Annotated in this window: 16 protein-coding genes; 3 read left to right on the forward strand and 13 right to left on the reverse strand. The window is 69.3% G+C overall.

What is annotated here, in order from left to right:
• Positions 1-45 precede the first annotated feature (45 nt).
• The 10 genes from OXG79_14775 to OXG79_14820 are packed head-to-tail and all read right to left on the reverse strand — an operon-like array spanning position 46 to position 11,680.
• Positions 46-2,808, reverse strand: coding sequence for a hypothetical protein (locus tag OXG79_14775; GenBank protein ID MCY3785029.1), 2,763 nt, complete (start codon positions 2,806-2,808; stop codon positions 46-48).
• A 19-nt stretch (positions 2,809-2,827) separates the two neighbouring features.
• Positions 2,828-4,237 (reverse strand): undecaprenyl-phosphate glucose phosphotransferase, encoded by a 1,410-nt coding sequence (locus OXG79_14780; protein ID MCY3785030.1) that lies wholly within the window; start codon positions 4,235-4,237, stop codon positions 2,828-2,830.
• Entirely contained in the window at positions 4,234-5,118 is an 885-nt protein-coding gene (locus OXG79_14785) for a glycosyltransferase family 2 protein (GenBank protein MCY3785031.1), read from the reverse strand. The genes OXG79_14780 and OXG79_14785 overlap by 4 nt, the downstream gene beginning before the upstream one ends.
• A gap of 10 nt (positions 5,119-5,128) precedes the next feature.
• Positions 5,129-6,055, reverse strand: coding sequence for a glycosyltransferase (locus OXG79_14790; protein ID MCY3785032.1), 927 nt, complete (start codon positions 6,053-6,055; stop codon positions 5,129-5,131).
• Positions 6,052-7,260 (reverse strand): glycosyltransferase, encoded by a 1,209-nt coding sequence (locus OXG79_14795; protein ID MCY3785033.1) that lies wholly within the window; start codon positions 7,258-7,260, stop codon positions 6,052-6,054. Before OXG79_14795 ends, OXG79_14790 begins: the two co-directional genes overlap by 4 nt.
• Positions 7,257-8,318, reverse strand: a complete 1,062-nt coding sequence (locus tag OXG79_14800; protein MCY3785034.1) for a glycosyltransferase family 1 protein — start codon at positions 8,316-8,318, stop codon at positions 7,257-7,259. Before OXG79_14800 ends, OXG79_14795 begins: the two co-directional genes overlap by 4 nt.
• Position 8,319: 1 nt before the next feature.
• Positions 8,320-9,636: an O-antigen ligase family protein gene (locus OXG79_14805; protein ID MCY3785035.1), complete on the reverse strand. Its 1,317-nt coding sequence runs from the start codon at positions 9,634-9,636 to the stop codon at positions 8,320-8,322.
• 35 nt (positions 9,637-9,671) lie between these two features.
• Positions 9,672-10,619 carry a glycosyltransferase family 2 protein gene (locus OXG79_14810; GenBank protein ID MCY3785036.1) on the reverse strand — a complete coding sequence of 316 codons (948 nt, stop codon included), beginning with the start codon at positions 10,617-10,619 and terminating at the stop codon, positions 9,672-9,674.
• Positions 10,612-11,475, reverse strand: coding sequence for a dTDP-4-dehydrorhamnose reductase (gene rfbD / locus OXG79_14815; GenBank protein MCY3785037.1), 864 nt, complete (start codon positions 11,473-11,475; stop codon positions 10,612-10,614). Before rfbD ends, OXG79_14810 begins: the two co-directional genes overlap by 8 nt.
• On the reverse strand, positions 11,468-11,680 hold the full coding sequence (locus OXG79_14820) for a hypothetical protein (GenBank protein ID MCY3785038.1): 213 nt from the start codon (positions 11,678-11,680) through the stop codon (positions 11,468-11,470). Before OXG79_14820 ends, rfbD begins: the two co-directional genes overlap by 8 nt.
• A gap of 102 nt (positions 11,681-11,782) precedes the next feature.
• Here OXG79_14820 and OXG79_14825 point away from each other — a divergent pair, with 102 nt between their 5' ends.
• Together OXG79_14825 and OXG79_14830 are read left to right on the forward strand one after the other, a co-directional pair.
• Positions 11,783-13,117, forward strand: a complete 1,335-nt coding sequence (locus tag OXG79_14825) for a MiaB/RimO family radical SAM methylthiotransferase (protein ID MCY3785039.1) — start codon at positions 11,783-11,785, stop codon at positions 13,115-13,117.
• Between the two features lie 29 nt (positions 13,118-13,146).
• Complete coding sequence (locus OXG79_14830) at positions 13,147-14,925, forward strand: hypothetical protein (GenBank protein ID MCY3785040.1); 1,779 nt, start codon at positions 13,147-13,149, stop codon at positions 14,923-14,925.
• Between the two features lie 57 nt (positions 14,926-14,982).
• Here the strand turns inward: OXG79_14830 and OXG79_14835 are convergent, their stop codons facing one another.
• From OXG79_14835 to OXG79_14845, 3 genes are all read right to left on the reverse strand, one after another.
• Positions 14,983-15,831: an SPFH domain-containing protein gene (locus OXG79_14835; GenBank protein MCY3785041.1), complete on the reverse strand. Its 849-nt coding sequence runs from the start codon at positions 15,829-15,831 to the stop codon at positions 14,983-14,985.
• A gap of 13 nt (positions 15,832-15,844) precedes the next feature.
• Positions 15,845-17,245, reverse strand: coding sequence for a nodulation protein NfeD (locus OXG79_14840; GenBank protein ID MCY3785042.1), 1,401 nt, complete (start codon positions 17,243-17,245; stop codon positions 15,845-15,847).
• A 94-nt stretch (positions 17,246-17,339) separates the two neighbouring features.
• Entirely contained in the window at positions 17,340-17,858 is a 519-nt protein-coding gene (locus tag OXG79_14845) for an NUDIX domain-containing protein (GenBank protein MCY3785043.1), read from the reverse strand.
• Between the two features lie 333 nt (positions 17,859-18,191).
• Here OXG79_14845 and OXG79_14850 point away from each other — a divergent pair, with 333 nt between their 5' ends.
• Complete coding sequence (locus OXG79_14850; GenBank protein ID MCY3785044.1) at positions 18,192-20,087, forward strand: CocE/NonD family hydrolase; 1,896 nt, start codon at positions 18,192-18,194, stop codon at positions 20,085-20,087.

Genomic DNA, 20,087 nt, shown 5'->3' on the forward strand with positions numbered 1-20,087 from the left:
GTCCGCAGCCGAGCCGTGGAACTCGTCGACCGGGACCGCCGACCGCTATCCGCCGTCGCGTTGAATTCTGACTTCGCCCGGCACGACCACAAAATCGGCCCGGCTCACGGCCTGGTCGCCGACGAGAACCTCCACGCTCCATTGCCCCGTGGCGGCGGTCGGCGGAAGGAAAAACCAAAAGCCATACGTCGCCCGCGGCGACGCTTGCACCGGATCGGTGAGGAAGCGGCCAATCTCACGATCACCCGCGTTCCAGCGAATCCCGAGGCGCGTGCCGTCGACGATGTTGGTGAATTCGATGGAAATGCTCACCCGCTCGCCGGGATGGAATTGAAGCGTTGGCTCAACCGCCCGTTGGGCCGAGTCGAGATCGAGCGCCAGCGTCACGGACTCGATGTTGGCCGACTCGTTCGTGGCCGGCTCAATCGTCGGCGTCGGAGTCGGCGTCTCCTCCTCGGCGGCCTCCGGCGTTGCTTCCGCCTCGCCGGTCGGCGATGGCGCGGGCTCCGTGGGCAGCGGCTGTCCGGGCGGGGCAATGCGCCACACGATGCCGCGTCCCTCGAGCAAGTAGATGCTTCCGTCACTGGCGATCGCCATGTCGATGGCCGTGAACAGCGGAATCTCGGCAGCCGCCCCCCCCGGCTGTCCGGAGCCGGTCGGGTCGCCGGCGATCACGCGCGCGGCCCCACCGCCAACGGCCGTCACCGTCCCCGCCCCGCTCTCGACCACGTAGAACCCACCGGCCGCGTCGGCCGCAAGCCCGATGGGCGCCTCGATTCGGACCGACCCCGCCGGTCCCTCGTCGGGCGCGCTGGTATCCGACGAGCCTGCGGCGAGCTCGATGGTCCCGTCGCGGCGCAAGCGGCGCACCACGCCCGCTTGCAGTTGGGAGATCAGCACCTCGCCGCCGGCGTCGACCACGGCGCGCTGTGGAAAACCGACCGCGGCCTCCGCCGCCGGGCCCCCGTCGCCGCCCCAGCCGAAGTTGCCGGTGCCGGCAATCGTGACGATCGTTCCATCGCGTTCCACGCGGCGCACCCGATGGTCCGGCGCATCGACCACGTACAGCCGGCCCGCCGAATCCAATGTCACGCCAACCGGCTCGGTGAGCGACGCGAAGGCCGCCGGGCCGCCGTCGCCGCCCGAGCCCGGAGCGCTGACGCCGACCATCGTGCCGATCACGCCTTCGGGCGTAACCCGCCGCACGCGGAAATTCCCGGCGTCGGCAATGTAGAGCGCGCCCTGCGCATCGACGGTTACATGGTGCGGGCGGTTCAATTGCGCCGCCGTCGCCAGGCCACCGTCGCCCGAGAATCCCGGGCTTCCGTTCCCCGCCACGGTCCGCACGGTGCCGTCAAGCTCAATGCGTCGAATGCGGTGGTTGCCGGTGTCGGCCACGAGCACGCGCCCGGCGCTGTCCACGGCAATGCCGCGAGGCGTGGTGAACTGGGCATCCTCCCGCGAGCCGCCCTCGCCGTCATAGCCCGGCTCGCCGCGGCCGGCGAACACCTCGGCAATCAGCTCCGCGGCCACCGGCGGCGGCAGCGCCAGGGACGGCGCCGGCGGTTGATATGGCGGGGCCGCCGGCGCTTCGGGCTCGGCGGGAATCTGCGCAATGGGAACCAGCGCCCGCAGCCGACGCGTGCCCTGTTCGACCACGAGCAGCTCACCGCGCGTGGTCACCGTCACGTCGGCCGGCAGCTCCAACCTGGTATCAACGGCCAAACGGCCGGATGCCGACGGTTGTTCAATGTCACCGGCAATCGTGGTGATGCCGCCGCTGGGGTCAATGCGACGGACGCGCCGGTTGTTCCAATCCGCGACAAACACGTTGCCATCGGTATCCACGGCCACGGCTTGAGGCCCGTGAAGCTGGGCGCTCACCGCCGAGCCACCGTCGCCCCCCATCCCCGGCTCTCCGGTCCCGGCGAGCGTGTGGATGGCCGCGACGCTGCTCTGACCGGATACGCGACGAATCCGGTTCCCGCCAAGCTCGGCAATCAGGATGTTGGCAAACGCGTCGACGTCCACGTCGACAGGCTGATTCAACTGCGCGTTCGCGGCGGCGCCACCGTCCCCCGCACTGCCGGCGATGCCGGTGCCCGCCATGGTCGTCACGATGCCGTCCGGGCCGATGCGGCGCACCCGGTGCGCGGCGCGTTCGGCAATGAACAGCGTGCCCTCCCCGTCCAGCGCCATGCCGGCGTTGCCCGCCAGTCGGGCCAGGCTGGCCGGTCCTCCATCGCCTTCGAGCCCCGGCTGCCCATCGCCAATGACCGTGGTAATCGTGCCGTCGATCGCCACCCGGCGCACTCGGTGCAACTCCGCGATCAGCAGCACCCCGGCGCCGTCGACCAGCAGCCGGGTCGGCTCAGTGAGCTCGGCCTGTGTCGCCGGACCACCGTCGCCCGCGGACCCGCGAATGCCCGTGCCCGCCACCGTCTGAATCACGCCGTCGGCGCCGATGCGCCGCACGCGATTCGCCTGGGGGTCCGAGATGTAGACCCTCCCTTGAGGATCCACCGTCACGCCGCCGATGCTTCGAAACTGCGCCAGCGCAGCCGGCTGTCCATCGCCGGCGTCACCGAACTCCCCGCTGCCGGCGAGATCAATGACCACCAGCGGGAGTTGCACGGCCGGCGGCAGGCTCGACACGGCGAGCGGGAGATAGGGCGTCGCAACCGGCGGGTCGGTCCGCTCCGGCGCCGCGGGCGGCGCCGGAGCTTGGCCATCGCCAAACCCGCCGAAATCGCATCCCGTTGCCGCAATGGCGGCCACGGCCCCCACGAGCATCTGCCGTCGTGTCAACCGGCGCCTTCGCTGGGTTCTACGCCACATCGCCCCGCATCACGATTCGCAGCGTCCGCATCAGGATTCTGAGATCGAACAGCAAGGACCAGTTTTCCACGTAGTACAGGTCATAGCGCGTGCGCTCGTCGATTGACGAATTGCCCCGCAATCCATTGACCTGTGCCCAGCCGGTCATCCCGGCGCGCTCACGGTGACGGACCATATAGCGAGAATACTCGCGCTCGAACTGGCGCACGTAGGAAGTCCGTTCGGGCCGCGGGCCCACCAGGCTCATATCCCCGCGAATCACATTGATCAACTGCGGCAGTTCATCGATCCAGTAGCGCCGGAGCAGGCGACCAACGCGAGTGATTCGCGGATCGTTGGCAATGGTCCATGTCTGGCCGCTGAGCTCCGCGTTCCGGTGCATCGTCCGAAACTTGATGATCGGAAAACGCCGCTGATCGCGACCCACGCGCTGCTGGATGTAGAACACGGGCCCGGCCGAGTCCACGCGGATAGCCATCGCGACCAGCAGCATCGGAAGCGACAAGACGACCATTCCGAACATGGCGCCCGCGAGATCCAGCGAGCGCTTGGTGAAGCGGCTCAGCCCCTGGAGCCGAACGTCGTTGACGGCCATCAGCGGCAGCCCGCGAATTCCGCCCGCTGTCACCGGCGACACCATGAGCTGGAACAGGTCCGGCAGCAGCCACACGTCCGTGAACGACGCTTCGGTCTGTTCGAGAATCCCGAGCAGCGCGTCGTGCGAGAGCGACGGGATTGCCACCACGACCTTGTCGACCTGGTGCTCGCTCAGCACGCCCGCCAGCGAGTCCACGCGTCCCAGCACCGGCACTTGCTGGCCGCGGGCGGTCACCGAAGTGGCAAAGTCGTCCACAAAGCCGACCACTCGGAATCGCCGCGTGCGCTCGTCGAACAGCCGCGCGAGCACCTCGGTCCCCTCGGTGCCGGCCCCGACCACGATGACGCGCGTGACCCCGATTCCGAAGCGATTCAGCGCCTGGCGCACTCCGACGAGCAGTGACCGTCCGACAACCACCAGCACGATGCCGGACAGCCACATGTACGCCACGAGCAGGCGCACGAATTCGAGCCGGTCCTGAATCACGAAAAACGTCGCGGCCACCGTGAGCAGCGCGCCGACGGTGACGGCCCCGGCAGATCGCACCACCCGATCCAGCGGGCCCGCCGTGCGATGCCGCGTATACAGGCCGAGGGCGAGCCCGGCCAGGACGCTCGCAACCGTGAAGGTGAGGTTGACCGGCACGAAGAAGAGAAACCGGTTCGACGCCACCTCGGGTCCCCACCCCAACCGGAATCGCACCACGTACGCGACGGCGGTCGCCGCCAGCAACGCGGCAACGTCCAAGGCCACCGTTCCCGTGGCCTCGAGTCCCTGCCAGTTGCGTCGAACCCAGGTCAACCTACGGCCCCCTTGCGACGACCCAGCGCCAACACCCGGAGCGCGCCCTGGCGGGCAACGGCGCCAAGCGCCAGGACGACGATCGCGGTGGTGACGACCGTCCGTAGCCAGAGGCCGTCACGCTGCCGGTGCTTCCGATAGTAAAGCCAAATGGCCCGATAGAATTCCACCCGCGCACGGATGGCGCGCTGCCGCGTCGACTGCCGCTTGAGGTGCCGCACCACGACCGAGGGCACAAAGAGGGTCGGCCAGCCGGCCTGTCGGATGCGATAGGCCAAGTCGAGGTCTTCGCCGTAGGTGAAAAACTGCGGATCGAAGCCGCCGACCCGACGAAAGGCCTCGGCGCGCACCAGCATGCACGCGCCGGAGACCGCGTCCACCGTCGCCTCGCATCCGGTGGACGGGGCAATGTTGTAGGGCCGCACACCTCTGGGCGGCAGGCTGCGGGGCCAGCGAAGCAGGCGCATTGCCGCGGAGGCGGGGGTCGGAAATGTGCGGCACGCCGCCGGATCCAACGTTCCATCGGCCAGCTCGAGCCGCGGCCCCAGGATGCCCAACGCGGGATCGGCATCGCCGCGCTCCACCAGGCGCCGCAGCGCGAGCGGCGTGAGCTCCGTATCGGGATTGAGGAACAGCAGCCAGCGTCCCCGTGCCCGCGAGGCGGCGAGATTGTTGCCCCGGCCGAACCCCAGCTCGCGGCTGCCTCGAATCGCCTGCACGTCCGCCCGGGACACGATGCTGTCCCAGGTGCCGTCGCCGGAACCGTTGTCCACCACCAAGACTTCCGTCGACAGTCCATCGGTCGATTCCGGAATGGTCGCCAGGCATCGCTGCAGGAGCTCGGGCACGTTGTACGTGACGATGATGATCGAGACATCCATGGTCATCGTCCTAGCCCCTCAGCCGACGCCAACAGCCCGCCGCATAGCCCAGCATCTTGGCTGCGTCCCCGACCACCCGCACGAGCGGAACCAGTGCCGGCGCAGCCGCCCCGCCGCCGGGCGCCCCCCGCGCCCGAGCAATCGGGCGGCGCAGGTAGCGATAGCCCAGGAAGGCCAGAAGCGCAACACGGCCCCAGGATGGCCGCCGGGCCAGGGATAGACCCACGGCGTAGGCCGCGAAGCGCGCGGCATGGCGTTTCCCGAGCATTCCGGCCCGGCCATCGCCCGAGGCGTAGTGAAAATACTGGCGGAAGAAGGCTGGCAGGCTCGAACGCGGTCGATTCCACACGTCGGCGCCGGGAGCGTGGACGAACCAACCGCCCTCGGCCCAGATCCTCCGATCGAGCCATAGATCCTCGCCGTAGTCGAGCCATTCGGGAAAGCCGCCGACTTGATCGAACCATTGCCGTCGCAGCAGCACCGACCCACCGCTCGGGGGATAGTGCGCCGGATCGATCTCGTCCGCGAAAGGAAGTCCAACCGCGCCAATGGCCGTCTCGACGGTGCTGCCGGGCGCGGCCAGGATGTAGCCAAACGTCCCGGCGGCGAGCGGCGCTTCCTCCGCGCCATCCACCAGCGCCCCAAGCCATTCCGGCGACCGGACGATTCCCGCATCGGTGAAGGCGATCAGGTCGGACGTCACCGAGCGCGCCGCCAGGTTTCGACCGGCGGCTATGTTGCTGCCAGGCGCTTCAATGACCTGGGCGCCCTTCGTGCCGGCCAGGGTTTCCCGCAGAATCTCGACGGTCCCGTCGCTCGATCCACCGTCGACGATGACAAGTTCGTCCGGCTGCCGGCGCTGCGACCGCAGACTCTCGGCCAATGCTTGGGCGTCGCGGGCCTCATTGAGAACCGTCGCGCACACGGCCACCGTCATTCCCGCCCTCCATCGAGACCCGAATCTCGCAGGCCGCCGTACACGTCCAGCAGTGCCCGGCCCGTTACCGCCGGCGCATGGTGCTCGGCGATGTAGGCATGGCCGCTCCGCCCCATCTCGCGCCGCCGCTCGTGGTCCTGCAGCAGATCGACGATGGCGTCGGCAAACGCCGTGGCCGAGTCCGCCGCGGCAATGCCGTTGAGCGACCCATCCAGCCCCGCAAGCCCCGAGGCTTGAACCACGACGGGGCGCGCCTGGGCGAGGGATTGCAGCACCTTCAGCGGCGCCCCCGACCCCACGGGCGCGGGCGATGTGCTCAGCCAAGCCGCCCGCTGCTCCCCCTCGAAGTCATCAACCAAACCGCCCACGCTGCACCGCGCCGGGGCAATCGCGCGCAGGCCCAGCGAGCCCGGACCCACCACTCGCAGCTCGGCCTCCGGCACGCGTCGCAGCACCGCGGGCCACACCGTGCCAAACAGCCACTCGGCCCCAAGGATGTTGGGCCGGTAGGCGAAATTGGCGGCCAGCAGCACGCGCGGCTGATCGGCTTCTTCATCGGTGCCGGGCAGGTCCGCCGGCGCCGGAACCGGATGTGGAATCGCCGCCACGGAGCGATTGCCGAGCGTCACCAGAGACGCGGCGTCGGCCGCCGACGAGGCGGTCACGGCGTCAGCCGCACCCACGACCCACCGTTCCACGCCGTACAGCAGCGCCGCCTGCCGCCGCGAGTGCCAGGCGCGTGCGCCCCGCGCGAGATTGGCGAGCTGGCTCTGCAGGCGCCACTCCACGTTGTGCGCGTCATAGACCACGGGCGGACGTCGCCGCTCGCCTTCGGTGGAGGCAGCCACGTCGTGCACGATGTGCGCCAGCTGCAAGCCTTCCACCTGCACCGCCTCGACCCCGCCGGCGCTGAGTCGCTGCTGCACGGCGGCCCGAAGCTCCGGCGTGCGGTGGCGAAACACGAGATCCGGCGCCGGTCCTAGCGCGGCGTTGGCCAGTCGTCGCCACAACGGCGCCCGCCGCAGGCGGACGGCGGCTGTGCTGCGCGCATCCGGGTGCGGGCGCACGCGCTCACGCGCGCCGGCAAGAGTGATCACGTCAACGTCGTGCTGCTCGGCAAGCGCCGTGATGAACGCGCTGTTGCGCACCGCCGCGCCGTGCGTCGGCGGCCACGGGACCGACGGCGTGACGACGAGAACGCTCACGTGAGGCGGTCGTAGACGGTCAGGGTGGCCGCGGCGGCCCGCTCCCAGGAAAACTCGGCGGCCCGGTCGCGTCCGGCTGATCGCAGTTTCGCGCTCAGCGATGGATCGCCTGCGACTTTATCGATTGCGTCCGTCAGCGCCTCGGGATCTTGCGGGTCGACGTACAGCGCCGCCTGGGCCGCCACCTCCCGCAGGGCGCCAATGTCGGAGACGACGCAGGGCGCCCCGGCTCGCATGGCCTCGAGCACCGGCAACCCAAACCCTTCGTCCAGCGATGGCTGCAGCACCAGGCTCGCATGCCGATACAGCCGTCCCAGCATCGCGTCCGACACCGAGCCGATGAACCGCACCCGTGCCTCGGGATCCAGCGTCCGTACGGTTCGCACGATATCGACGCCCTGGTAGCCGAGGCCGCCCGCAACCAACAGCGGCATGTCGCGCGCCGCCTTGGAGCGCACCCACGCGCGCGCCGCATGCACGTGGTTCTTGCGGGGTTGCAGCGTCCCCACCATCAAGGCATAGCCGCTTCGGGGCGGCGTGGAATCGGCCGCCGCGTCCAGCGCCGTCGTCGGGGCCTCGTGAATCACGCTGATCCGGTCGCCCGGAACGAGCTTTCGGTCGGCGAGCTGGTCCCGGACGTGCGCGGACACGGCGATGACCTGTGACGCCCGCGAAAGCCGCTGGCTGGCGGCGCGGTAGAAGTCGAGGCTGCGCGGCTCGTATGCCGCCGGATGCGTCAGAAAGGACACGTCGTGCACCGTCACCACGCTGGGCGCCCGCACGCCGGGCGGCACGGCATGGTCGGGAAAATGCGCCGCGCCGAACGTCCGCAGGCCCCAGCCCAACGTCGCCCGTTCCAGGCGATGCCGCGCCGGCGTCGGCGCCGATCGGACGGGCAGCGCGGCGCCGCGGTGGCGCCGGTCGCGTGGGTCGAGCAGGAGCGTGACCTCGTGGCGGGAATCGCCCAACTCGGCCATCGCCTGCTGGAGTTCCCAGATATAGCGGCCGATCCCCGCGCGGTCGCGATACAGCATCCGGCCGTCGAGAGCGACACGCACGTCAGGGGCTGCGCCGAGCGACCACCAGCGTGGCGCCGACAAGGACGCCGCCCAGCACGGCCAGGTGCTGGAAGCTCGCCAGGTGGTGATCGACCATGGAGGCCGCGAGCAGCGCCGCCAGCCCCGCCACGCACGCGCGCGCCATGGGATCGCGGCGAACGAAACGAGCGGCCCGCGCCACCGTGGCAACGACCACGCCCAGCGCGGCAGCCGCCGCGAGCACTCCGGCGCGCTCCGCGATCCACAGCCACGTATTGGAGACTCCGACAAACACGTCCACGTCCGGCGAGGCGCCGTAACCCACGCCAAACCAGGGATAGCGCCCAATCACGTGGACTGCCTCCCGGAGCTCGCCCAGCCGCAGAGCGTCGGACAGGTCGCGCTGCACCACTGCCGCACGAATTGCCTCCCCCAATCCCCCCGACCACGGCACGATCAGACCAAGCGCACCGGCCAGCGCGAGCCCGGCGCCCAGTCGCGGGCGCGTGCTCGCGATGACGACGAGCGCCGCCACCGCCGCGCCCACCCAGGCGCCCCGCGACAGCGTGAGCACCAGCGCCGCCGCGATCAGGCCAATGGCCGTGGCCTGGAGCGCGAACCGACGCGCCGATCCGGTGCAACCAACCATCGCGAACGGCAGCGCCATGGCCAGCGTGACGCCCAGGACGTTCGGATCGACGAGCAGCCCCGTGGCGCGCGGCGTCACCTCGTCGGGCAGGAACCGCTGAATGTCGGATGCGGGATAGCCGGCCGGGGACAGCGCCTCCAGGAAGCGGATGCCGGCGTCGCCGGCCAGGTGCAGCACCACGGCCAGCGCGGCCTGGATCGCCGCGGCGCCCACGATCACGCGCTGCCCATGCCGGCGAATGACCGACCGCGGCAGCCACATCACCACCAGCAGGGGGGCCGCCGCGGCCATCGCCAGCTTCAGGCCCGTCTGCAGCGCCTCGAAGTCTCGGTTGACGGGCCAGGCAATCGCCGCGGCCAGGAGGATCAGCAGCAGGTAAAGACCCTGGACGATCAGGATGCGGTCGCGGGAGAGCGATCGGGCGCCTCGGATCACGGCCAGCGCCGAGACGCCGATCAGAAGGGCCACCAGCACCGCGATCACGGGCGGCTGGGCGCCCACGCGCACCGGCACGATCACGAACGGCGCCAGGATCGCCAAGGCCGTCAGTCCGCCCAGCCCGAGCGCGGGTCGCCGCAGGGCCGCCAGGGCCCCGACGACCAAGACCCCGCCGGCAATCGCGGCGGCCGGCGGCAAGCGCGCGGCCATCCACCCGGCAAGCACGGCGGCCAGCGCAACCGTCGTCGCCACCGCCCATCGCGCCGACGCTCGTCGCGCAGCCGCTTCTAGTCCAGCAGCGACCACACGTATGCCTCGCTGACCGTCCGGGTTCGCTGGCGACGTCGGCGCTTGCGCAAGGCGCGGCCCAGTTGCGGGATCGCCGCCAGCTGGCCGTTCAGGGTTGCCCGCGCCGCGCGCCCCTGAAAGTTGCGCAGCGCATCGAGCGCGATCTGACCCTGGGCCCGCAGGATGGACCACCACCGGCGGCGCAGCACGTATCCCGGAACATTCATCGCCGCGACCAGCGGTCGGTTTCGCCCGACCAGAAAACTTTCAAATTCGCTCGTGGCGCTCGCGCCGCGACGGTGCCGTACACGCGCCGTCGGGACGTAGCGGCACCGGTGGCCGGCAAGCTGAGCCCGCCAGCTCAGGTCCACGTCCTCGCAGTACATCATCAGGTCTTCATCCAGCCCGCCAACCGCGTCGAACAGCGTCTTCCGGTAGGCCGAGGCGGCGGCGCACGCGCCAAACACCTCGCACGGCTCGTCGAATTCCGCGCCGTCCCGCTGCCACACGCCGCGATTGCCCGGCAACCCGCTGGCGGTGAAGAAATCTCCGGCGGCGTGCAACCGGTCCGGCGTCGCGTAGAGCAGAATCCGTGAGGCCAACATGCTGGCGTTGGGATGCTCGTCAAAGGCTCGATCCAACTCGCCCAGCCACTCGGGCTCGGGCACGGCGTCGTTGTTGAGAAACGCGATGCGCTCGGCGCGGGCAACGGCCAGTCCTTGGTTGATCGCGTGCGCCAGGCCGCGTCGCTGGGCAAGCTCGACGGAAACCACGTCGGGTTGGTGCTGCCGCAGCCAGTGGCACGTGTCGTCGTCGGAGTCGTCGTCGACCACGATGGTCTCGAAGTCGTGCAGCGTTTGCCGGCTCAGCCCGTCCAGCGCCTCGGCCAGGAGGTGCCGGCCGTTCCACGTCGGGATCACCACGCTCCAGCGCGGCGCGTCAGCCACGATCGGCCACCCACTGCCGCACGAACTCCTCGAGGGCCTCGTGCCAGGGCCGCAGCGTGATACCCACCGCTCGCGCCATCTCGTTCGCCAGCTCGCTATTCGCCGGTACACGCGCTTCGCGTTGGAAGTCCCCGGCCGAGATTTCTTCCAGCTCCACGTCGTCGCGTCCGGCGGCTCGCAGCACCGCGGTCGCCCAGCCATACCAACTGGTCGCGCCCTCGTTGACGAGGTGGTGCACCCCGTACGCCTGCGTATCGATGAGCCGAACAATGGCCGCCGCCAGGTCGCCCGCAAACGTTGGGTTGGCAACCTGGTCGCCCACGTAGCGCACGTCGGATGCGTCGTCGGCCAAGTCAAGCAACCGGGCCACGAAGCCTCGGGTCCACCGGCTGTACACCCATCCCGAGCGCACGACATAGAGGCGGTCCAAGGCCTGTCGGGCGGCGCGTTCGCCGCCAAGCTTGCTCACGCCGTAGGCGTTGATCGGGCCGGGCTCGTCGTATTCCCGGTACGGTCCCAGCTTGTCGCCGGCGAAGACGTAGCTGGTGCTCAGATAGACCATCTCCGCACCGGCGCGGGCAACCGCGCGCGCGACGTTCCAGGCGCCCACGACATTCACTCGCTGCGCGGCGCCCCGGTCGCGCTCACAGGCCTCGGGATCGGTCATCGCCGCGGCATGAATCACCACGTCGGGCTTGATCTCGCCCAGCGCGCGGTCCATGGCCGCTCCGCTGGTCACGTCCAGGGCGCTGCGTCCCAGCGCCGACACGTTGGCCTCGTCGAGTTGCCGCGCAAGCTCGATGCCGATCTGGCCGCCGCCGCCGGTGATGAGGATGCGCGGCGGACGGCTAGCCATCGAACTCGGGATCGTCACTCCGGCTGAACGTGAGCGCCACGCTGAGTCCCGCAATGGCAATCGCCACGGCGCTCAGGCCGATGTATTGCCAAACGTCAAGCTCGCGACCCAGGGACACGACGAGAATCAATACGACGAAGACGGCGGACATTGCGGCCCAGGCTGCAAGGCGCGGATGCCGCGACGCCTGACGTAGAAGCTTCATGGGCGAATCTCGGGAATCATCACCGGCCGAGGACATGGCCAGCGTATGATGCAGGGTAGGTTGCGGCGACGGTGCGTCGCGACATTCTCCCCCAGGTCGAGTATGCCTGCCACCAATTCTGGCCATCGGTTCTTCATTTGGACGATCGGCTGCCAGATGAACAAGGCCGACGGCGAGCGAATCTCGCGCGACCTGATGAGCGCCGGACATGCGCCGGCCCACAGCCTCGCGGACGCAACCGCCGTCGTGGTGAACGGTTGCGCCGTGCGCGAAAACGCGGACCGCAAGGTCTGGGGCATGCTGGGCCTGCTGCAGGGTGCCAAGCGGCAGCGGCCCGAGCTGTTGGTGGGTCTCACCGGCTGCACGGTTCACGCCGACCGCACCGAGCTCGAGCCGCATCTCCGGCCGGTCGACGTGCTCTTCGATTCGCTCAACATCGAGCCCATGCTCGCCCGCATGTCACGGCAGATTCCCGGCACCGAGGCATACGAGGATGTCGAGGCCGCGCCGCCTCCCGGCGTAGGCTCGGTCTCGCGTTATGTCAACATCATCTACGGCTGCGACAAGCGCTGCACCTACTGCATCGTGCCGTTTCGGCGCGGCGCCCAGCGCAGCCGCCCGCTCGACGAGATCGTCGCCGAGGCGCGGCAATGGATCGACGAGGGCGCGCGCGAAATCGTCCTCGTCGGCCAGATCGTCAACGCCTACGGGTTCGATCTTGACGGCCACCGCCTGCCCGACGCCCTGGCCGCCGTCGACGCGCTTCCCGGCGTCGAGCGGGTGCGCTTCGTCACCGCCCATCCGCAGTTCATGACCGAGCCTCTCGCCCTGGCGATGCGTGATCTGCCGAGCGTCTGCGAGGAAATAAACCTGCCGGTGCAGGCCGGCGACGACGCCGTGTTGCGTCGCATGGCGCGCGGCTACAGCGTGGCGCACTACCGCGAAACAATCGGCATGTTGCGGTCGATCGTGCCGGGGGTCGCCGTCACCACCGACGTCATCGTGGGATTCTGCGGCGAGACCGAGGCGCAGTTCGAGAACTCGCGCGACCTCGTCGCCGACCTGAGATTCGACCAGGTCCACGTCGCCGCCTTCAGCCCGCGGCACGGCACGGTGGCCGACCAGTGGGCCGACGACGTTCCTCAGGACGAAAAACTGCGGCGCCTGCACGAGATTGAACGCGTGCAAACGCCCATCGCGCGGGAGATCAACAGCGCCCTGGTTGGCTCGGTCGAGGACGTGCTGCTGGAGTCGCTGGAAAGCGGCAAGGCGCCGGGACGCCCACCCACGTGGCGCGGTCGAACCCGCACGAACAAGCTGGTGTTCAGCGCCGACCGGGCGGGGTTGGCCGCCGGCGACACCGTGCCCATCGAGCTTACGGACGCGACCCCGTGGTCGCTCCGCGGGGCCGTGCAGCCGGCCGCGGTGCCCGTCTAGCGGCTATGGCATCCCCCGCTGGTCGTCGCGTGCTGACGCGGCGGATGGCTCTGGCGGCCATCTTGATTGGTGGTGGCGCCGTCGCCTGCGGCGAGCCGCAGCCCCAACCGCTCGCTGGCCGCTTGCGGCCCTACTGGGAACCCGCGCTCGAGGTCGCGACCGGATCGCTCGACGTGCTGCGCGCGCTCTCAATCAATTCCAACGCCTTCGCCCGCGGCTCCCTCTCGACCGACCAATTTCTCCTGAGCGTCGAGGCGCAATGGCCGTCGATCTCCGCGCTATCGCAACAGGTCATCCCGCTCGATCCGTCGCCTGACGACCAGGAGTCCCACACGGCCCTGGTCGCCATGGTGGACACCCTCGTCGAGATCGGCCCGACTGTCCGCGGCTACCGCGAGACCGAGCAGCCCGAGCGCCTGATGCACCTGGTGACCTTGCAGCAACAGGTGCGCGAGCAGCTTGGCGCCTTCATCGAGGGCATCGGACCGGGACTGGCCCAGGATGGGCTGCGGGCGCGGCTGGACGCCATCGGGGAATCGACCATCGAGGCGTGGCGCGTGCGCAAGCGCGCCGTGCTGGTGGGCCCCTACGAGGACGAGGCCGCCGCGCGCGCTTCGCTGGCCCACATCGTCGACGATCTCCGCCTTTCGCCCACCAACCCCGGATGGGTCGAGGTTGCCCGATTCGCCGACCCCGCCACCGCCGACGCCGCCGCCGGGGAGTGGCTGGCTCGCGGCGTGCAGGTCCGCGTCGAGGACGTCATCGACCTCACGTTCAACGTGACCACGCATCGTGCGCCCGAGCGTCAATCTTGGCGTGAGCTGCTGTGGCTGGAGCGGCTGGACTTCGACCCCAAGGATTTGGCCGCCTCGGAGCTCGGGGAGCAAGTCGTGGCCGTGGCTCGCGCCGGCAAGGTGGCGTCGTTCGGAGCGGACGGCGGCCTGCGCTGGGCACGCGACATGCGCATGCCCCTGGCGCACGTATCCATGCAAAGGCAGGGCGACCTTTTGGCCATTCACGGGTTCGACGTGCAACTGCTCGATGCCGTTGGGAATCAGGTATGGCCGGCTCCAGTCCGCCCGGACAATCAGCTCCTCGAGCAGGCGCTGTTCGACGACGAGGGAACCCGGCTCGTGGTTCGCAGCACGAACGCCAGCGGCGTCGGACGGGTGTTCGCCTTCACTCGGCAGGGTCCGGATTGGGGTCCCACCAAGAGCTACATCTCGGCCGCGTCAATCGATCTGGATAAGCGAAGCGGCGCCGTGGCCGTGGGTTCGTCCAATCGTGGCGAGAACCAGGTCGTGCTGATTCGACCCGACGGCAATTTGCAGCAGCGCTTCGGTGTCGACGGCGACATCCTACAAGTCATCTTCACGCAGGAAGGCGACCAGGTCATCACCCTCACCAGCGCCGGTCTGCAAGTGTTCGAGGCCGAGAGCGCCAATATCCGGACCCAGCTGCGCTTTCCGGCCACTGCCGCCGCTCGCGCCACGCGCGACGACATCCTCATTCTCGCCGGCGAGGCCGGCGTCGGCTCGTTCACGCTCGACGGCACCGAAGTCTGGTTCACGCCGCGCGTGCGCGCCCGCGCCGTCTATCCCATGGACGACTACGTGGCCGCGCTGGTGGATGACATGACCATCACCGTCATCCGCTCCGACGGCGCGGTGCTCGGCGACGCCACCACGCTCGCCGCCATCCGCGGCGTCGCGGTTGCGCCGGGCCTCAACCGGCTATTCGCCGTCAGCGCCGAGCGCCAACTCCAGGCCTGGCAGCTGCCGCCGGTTGCAATCCCGCCCCAAGGCTAGGCCGCGAGCCTCCGCCAGCCGCAAGCCCGCGTCAACGAGATCTCGGTCTCGGCATGCCTAGCGGTCGGAGTCCATGGACGACTTGCCGCCGATCGCCCCGAGCAGTTGGGTGAATTCCAGCGGGAAGATGAACTTCGACGAAGGACTCTCACCGAGCGACTTCAGCGTGTCCAGGTATTGGAGACTCATGGTGTTCGAGTCCACGCCCTTGGCGACGTTGAAGATCCGCTCGAGGGCCTCGCTGAAACCCTGCGCCCGCAGCACCGCCGCCTGCTGGTCGCCTTCGGCGGACAGAATCTCGGCCTGCCGGGCGCCTTCAGCCTTGAGGATCGCCGCCTGCTTTTCACCTTCGGCGACCGTGATGTTCGACTGCCGCGTGCCGTCGGCTTCCAGGATCACGGCGCGGCGCAGCCGCTCCGCCGACATCTGGCGATTCATCGCTTCCTGGATCTCTCGCGGCGGGTCGATTTCCCGGATCTCGACGTTGGTGACCTTGATGCCCCAACGCGCCGTCTCGGTGTCGAGCTTCACTCGAATCGACTCGTTGATGCGCTCGCGCTGCGAGAGCACATCGTCCAGGTCGATATCGCCAACCACCGCCCGCAGTGTCGTGGTGGCCAGACCGACAACCGCCGCGCGGTAGTCCTCGACCTCCAGCACCGCCCGCTGCGCCTCGTTGATGTCCACGCGCATGTACACCAGGAAGTCGATGTCGATCGAGGCGTTGTCTTTGGTGATGTTGGTCTGCCGCGGAATGTCCAGCACTTCGGTGCGCGTCTCCACGCGGCGAATCTGGTGCAGGATCGGGATCGCGAAGACGATGCCGGGGCCCAACATGCCCTCGAACCGCCCAAAGCGGAACCGGGCGATCCGCTGGTAGTCACGCACGAAATTGATGATGGCCATGGTGAAGCCTCCTTCAGCCGGTCACCGTCGGCGCCTCTGACGCTGACTCTTGCACGATCTCGACCCTCAGTCGTAAGCCTTCGACATCCCGCACCATAACGCGCTCGCCCACATCCGCGTGGCGCCCCGCCGGCAACTCCGCTTCCCAGCGCTCGCCCGCGAGCCGAACTTCGCCGCGTGGATCGAGCCTGTGCGTCACCTCCGCCAGTTGGCCAACCAGCGCAGTCTCTGACGTCGGACTGACGTACGACGAGGCGGCTCGTCCCCGATCGGATCGCAGCGCCCAGGCGATCACCGCGATCACCGCCGCGAACACGCCGCCGAGCACTCCGATCAACCACGGATTCACGCCAATCTCGATCTCGGGGACATCGATCTCCGGCACTCGAAATGCATCGCCACCCAGGAGAAATGCCCCCACGACGAACGCCGCGACGGCGCTCGCTCCGAACACGCCAAAGCCGGCCGCCTGAATCTCCAGCACGGCCAGCCCCAGGGCCGCGAGAATCAGCAGCACGCCCAGCCAGTTCACCGGAAGCTGCCCCAGCCCGGTGAACGCCAGGGCGAAGGCCACCACGCCCACGATCCCCGGCACGCCGAGCCCCGGTGCCGAAAACTCCACCAGCAGACCGAATCCCCCGACGACCAGCAGGACCAGCGCCAAACCGGGATTCGCCAGCACGGCCAGAAATCGCTCGACGCCCGACGGATCGAGCGGCCGCACCTGGAGTCCGGCCACGCTCACCTGTTGCGTGCCCCTTGTCGTGGTGACTTCCGCGCCGTCGGCTTGCCGCAGCAAATCGTCGAGGTCCTCGGCGATGAAGTCCACGATGCCCGCGACTTCGGCCTCGCCCGCGGTGTAGGAGCGCGCTTCGGTCACCGTGGCCTCGAGCGCTGCCGCGTCGCGCCCGCGCCGCTCGGCAATGCTGCGAATGAAAGCTCGCGTGTCCTCGCTGATCTTGTCGGAAAGCGTGGCCGGGACATCTTCGCCGCTAGCTGTCACCGGCGACGCGGCCCCGATGTTGGTGCCGGGCGCCATCACCGCAAAGTGAGCGGCCGCGGTAACGAAGGTGCCCGCGGACGCGGCCTGCGAGCCGGCGGGCGACACGTAGACCGCCACCGGCACGCGCGACTCGAGAATGAGCCCCACCATGTCACGCGTGCTCTCGGCCAGCCCGCCCGGCGTGTTGAGCCGCACCACCAGCAACGCGGCGTCGGTGTCCCACGCCTCCTCGAGCACTCGCTCGAGATAGCGCGTGGCGACGATGTCGATCGGTCCGTCGATGGTTGCAACCGCGACATACGGCGACTGGCCGCCAGCCGTTGGATAGATGCTCGCGAGCGCCAGCCACGCGACGCCGAGTGCCAGCAAAACGCCGATACACCAGCGTCTGAGTAACTGCCGCCGAGCCATTGGGCACCCTCCGCGCCGCCGACTCCGCCTCGGCGGCACCCTACCCCGCCGTCGGTTCAAGTATGCGCTATTCGCCCGCGACGCTCTGGTCGAATCACTCCGGTTCAGCCCACGTTCGCCCGCTCGGGCCGTAGATGCGAAAGGTGTCGGGGCCGTAGGGCGACGGCGCGAAGTCCTCGTTCCGCGCCAGCCGCGTATAGGTCCCATCGAGCACGGGCAGCGCGATCTCGGGCACCAGCGCAACAAAAAGCTCGGGCGATTCCCGCAGGTCGGCGGCGCTGAACACACCCACCTCGTCGGCCTCCGGCGAAACTGCACGCGGACGGCCGCTCACGTGCCGCATTTCGAAAATCACGAAGGTGTTCAGCTCGTCGGCATCGACGCGATGACGCACGGCCACGATGCCCTCGGGCTCCGCCTCGATCCCCGCTTCCTCTCGTACTTCGCGCACCAGCGCCGCTTCGAGCGATTCACCGGGATCGACTTTGCCGCCGGGGAACATGAACTTGCCGCGGTGGCGGCTATAGGTCAGCCGCACCAGCACGATGCCGTCGCCGAGACGCACCACGCCGCCAACGGCGATCACTGCGCGATGGCCGGAACGTCGTGCCATGGCCCCAAGCCTAGCGAGCCGTCGAACAATGGGACGCGCAGACTCCGGGCTGCTTGGGGTCCGTCACTCCCGCGACGGGGTGCCTTCGTGTAACCCGTCCGTCATTCCCGCCAAGCCCCTCCGTCATTCCCGCGAAGGCGGGAATCCACCCCTGCCGGGGCAACCAACGATTGGAGGGTGCCCGCCGGGGGTCGGGACACCGTGTGGCGCTCAGATGTGAACGCAGCCCACCACCGCCGAGCAGAGTCGACGCGGTGAGGTCCGTGCCAGTCGTTGTTGCCTGGCACTCCCGTAGGCCACAATCAGCCACTTCGCCGCCAATGGTCACCGCCCATGCCTGATGCAGCGGCGCCGTTCCAAGGCTCGCACCGCGCCTACGACTCCATCGTTCGTCCGAACGTGCTCATTCCCGCCCGCGACGGTGTGCCGCTGGCCGCCGACATCTACCTGCCCGCGCGCAACGGCGTGGCGGTGGAGGGAGCATTCCCTGCCATCGTCGAGCGCACGCCCTATCTCAAGGACGGCACGAACTACGCGCGTCGCGGCCATTGGTACGCCCGGCGCGGCTACGCCACGGTCATCAACGACGTCCGCGGACGCGGGCAATCGTCCGGCGAGTGGTATCCCTTCGCCCTCGAAGCGCCCGACGGCTTCGACGTGGTCGAATGGGTGGCCGCGCAGCCGTGGTGCAACGGGCGCGTGGGCACCATGGGGGCCAGCTACGCCGGGTCGGACCAGAGCGCGCTGGCCACGCTCAATCCACCGCACCTCGCGTGCCAGGTCGTCGGGCAGGGCACCAGCAACTATCACGTCTCGTCGCTGCGGCAGGGCGGCGCGCTCGAGCAACGCTTCATCCGCTACGCCTTCCGCATGGCGCGCACCAGTCGCGAAGCCCTGGCCGACCCCGACCTGAAGCGCACCTTCGACGCGGCCGATCTCCAGATCCCCGAGCTGTTCGGCCCGCCGCTGCGATTCCGTCCCGGGCGGACGGCCCTGCGCCTGCTCCCCACCTACGAGCAATGGGCCTGGGACATCCTGACCCGCGGCCTCTACGACGAATACTGGATGCAGCGCGGCTACACCATCGACCGCTACTGGGACGAGCACTCCGATGTGCCCGTGCTATTCCAGAGCGGCTGGTACGACACCTATCCACGCGGCGCGATCGCCAACTACCTCGCCCTCAGCGAGCGCAAGTCCAGCCCCATGCGGCTGGTGATGGGTCCCTGGCGGCATGGCGAGGGCACGGTCGAGGAGAGCACCGCCGGCGACGTCCAGCTCGGCATCGACGCCGCCGCACCGGCCTACGACGACATGCGGCTGCGCTTCTTCGACGAGCACTTGAAGGGGCTCGACACCGGGTTGCGCGGCGCGCCGCCGGTGCGCTACCTCGTCATGGGCGGCCGCGCAGGGCGCCCACCCGCCGACCTCGACGCCTCCCTGTGGCACGGCGGCCGCTGGGAGAGCGCGGCCACGTGGCCCCCGCCGGAATACGAGGAACGGTCGCTGTACTTTCATCCGGACGGCTCACTCCAGCCGCAGGCGCCCGCGGGCCGGCACGAGCCCAGCCGCTATACCTACGACCCGCGTGATCCCGTGCCCACCGCCGGCGGGTCGATCAGCGCCTCGGAGGACATCCTGCCCTCCGGTGGATTCGACCAGCGCGGACAGCCCGGACGCTTCTTTGGACATCACGACACGCTGTCGCTGGCCTCGCGCCCCGACGTTCTGTCGTTCGAGACGCCGCCGCTGGACGCCGACGTCGAGATCGCCGGTCCCGTAGAGGTGCGGCTTTTCGCCGCGACCACGGCGGTCGACACCGACTTCACCGCCAAGCTGCTCGACGTCTACCCCCACGACCGCGACGCGCCCGGTAGCACGCCCGGGGGCTACGAGCTGAATCTCTGCGACAGCATCATCCGCGCGCGCTTCCGCAACGGATTCGAGTCGGAGGAGTTCCTCACTCCCGGCGAGATTTGCGAGTTCCGCATCATCCTGTATCCAACCGCCAATCGCTTCGCCCGCGGGCACCGCATTCGGGTTGACATCTCGTCGAGCAACTACCCTCGTTTCGACGCCAATCCCAACACCGGTGAGCCGCTGGGGCACGCCCGCCGCGTCACGACGGCTGACCAGTCGATCTTCCACGACGCCAGTTGGCCGAGCCGCCTGCTCATTCACGCGCACGCCGATTCGGCCGGCGCGTCGTCGGGCGATTCCGGAGGCTGA

This window comes from Chloroflexota bacterium, from assembly GCA_026706485.1.
GTDB lineage: Bacteria > Chloroflexota > UBA11872 > UBA11872 > UBA11872 > JAJECS01.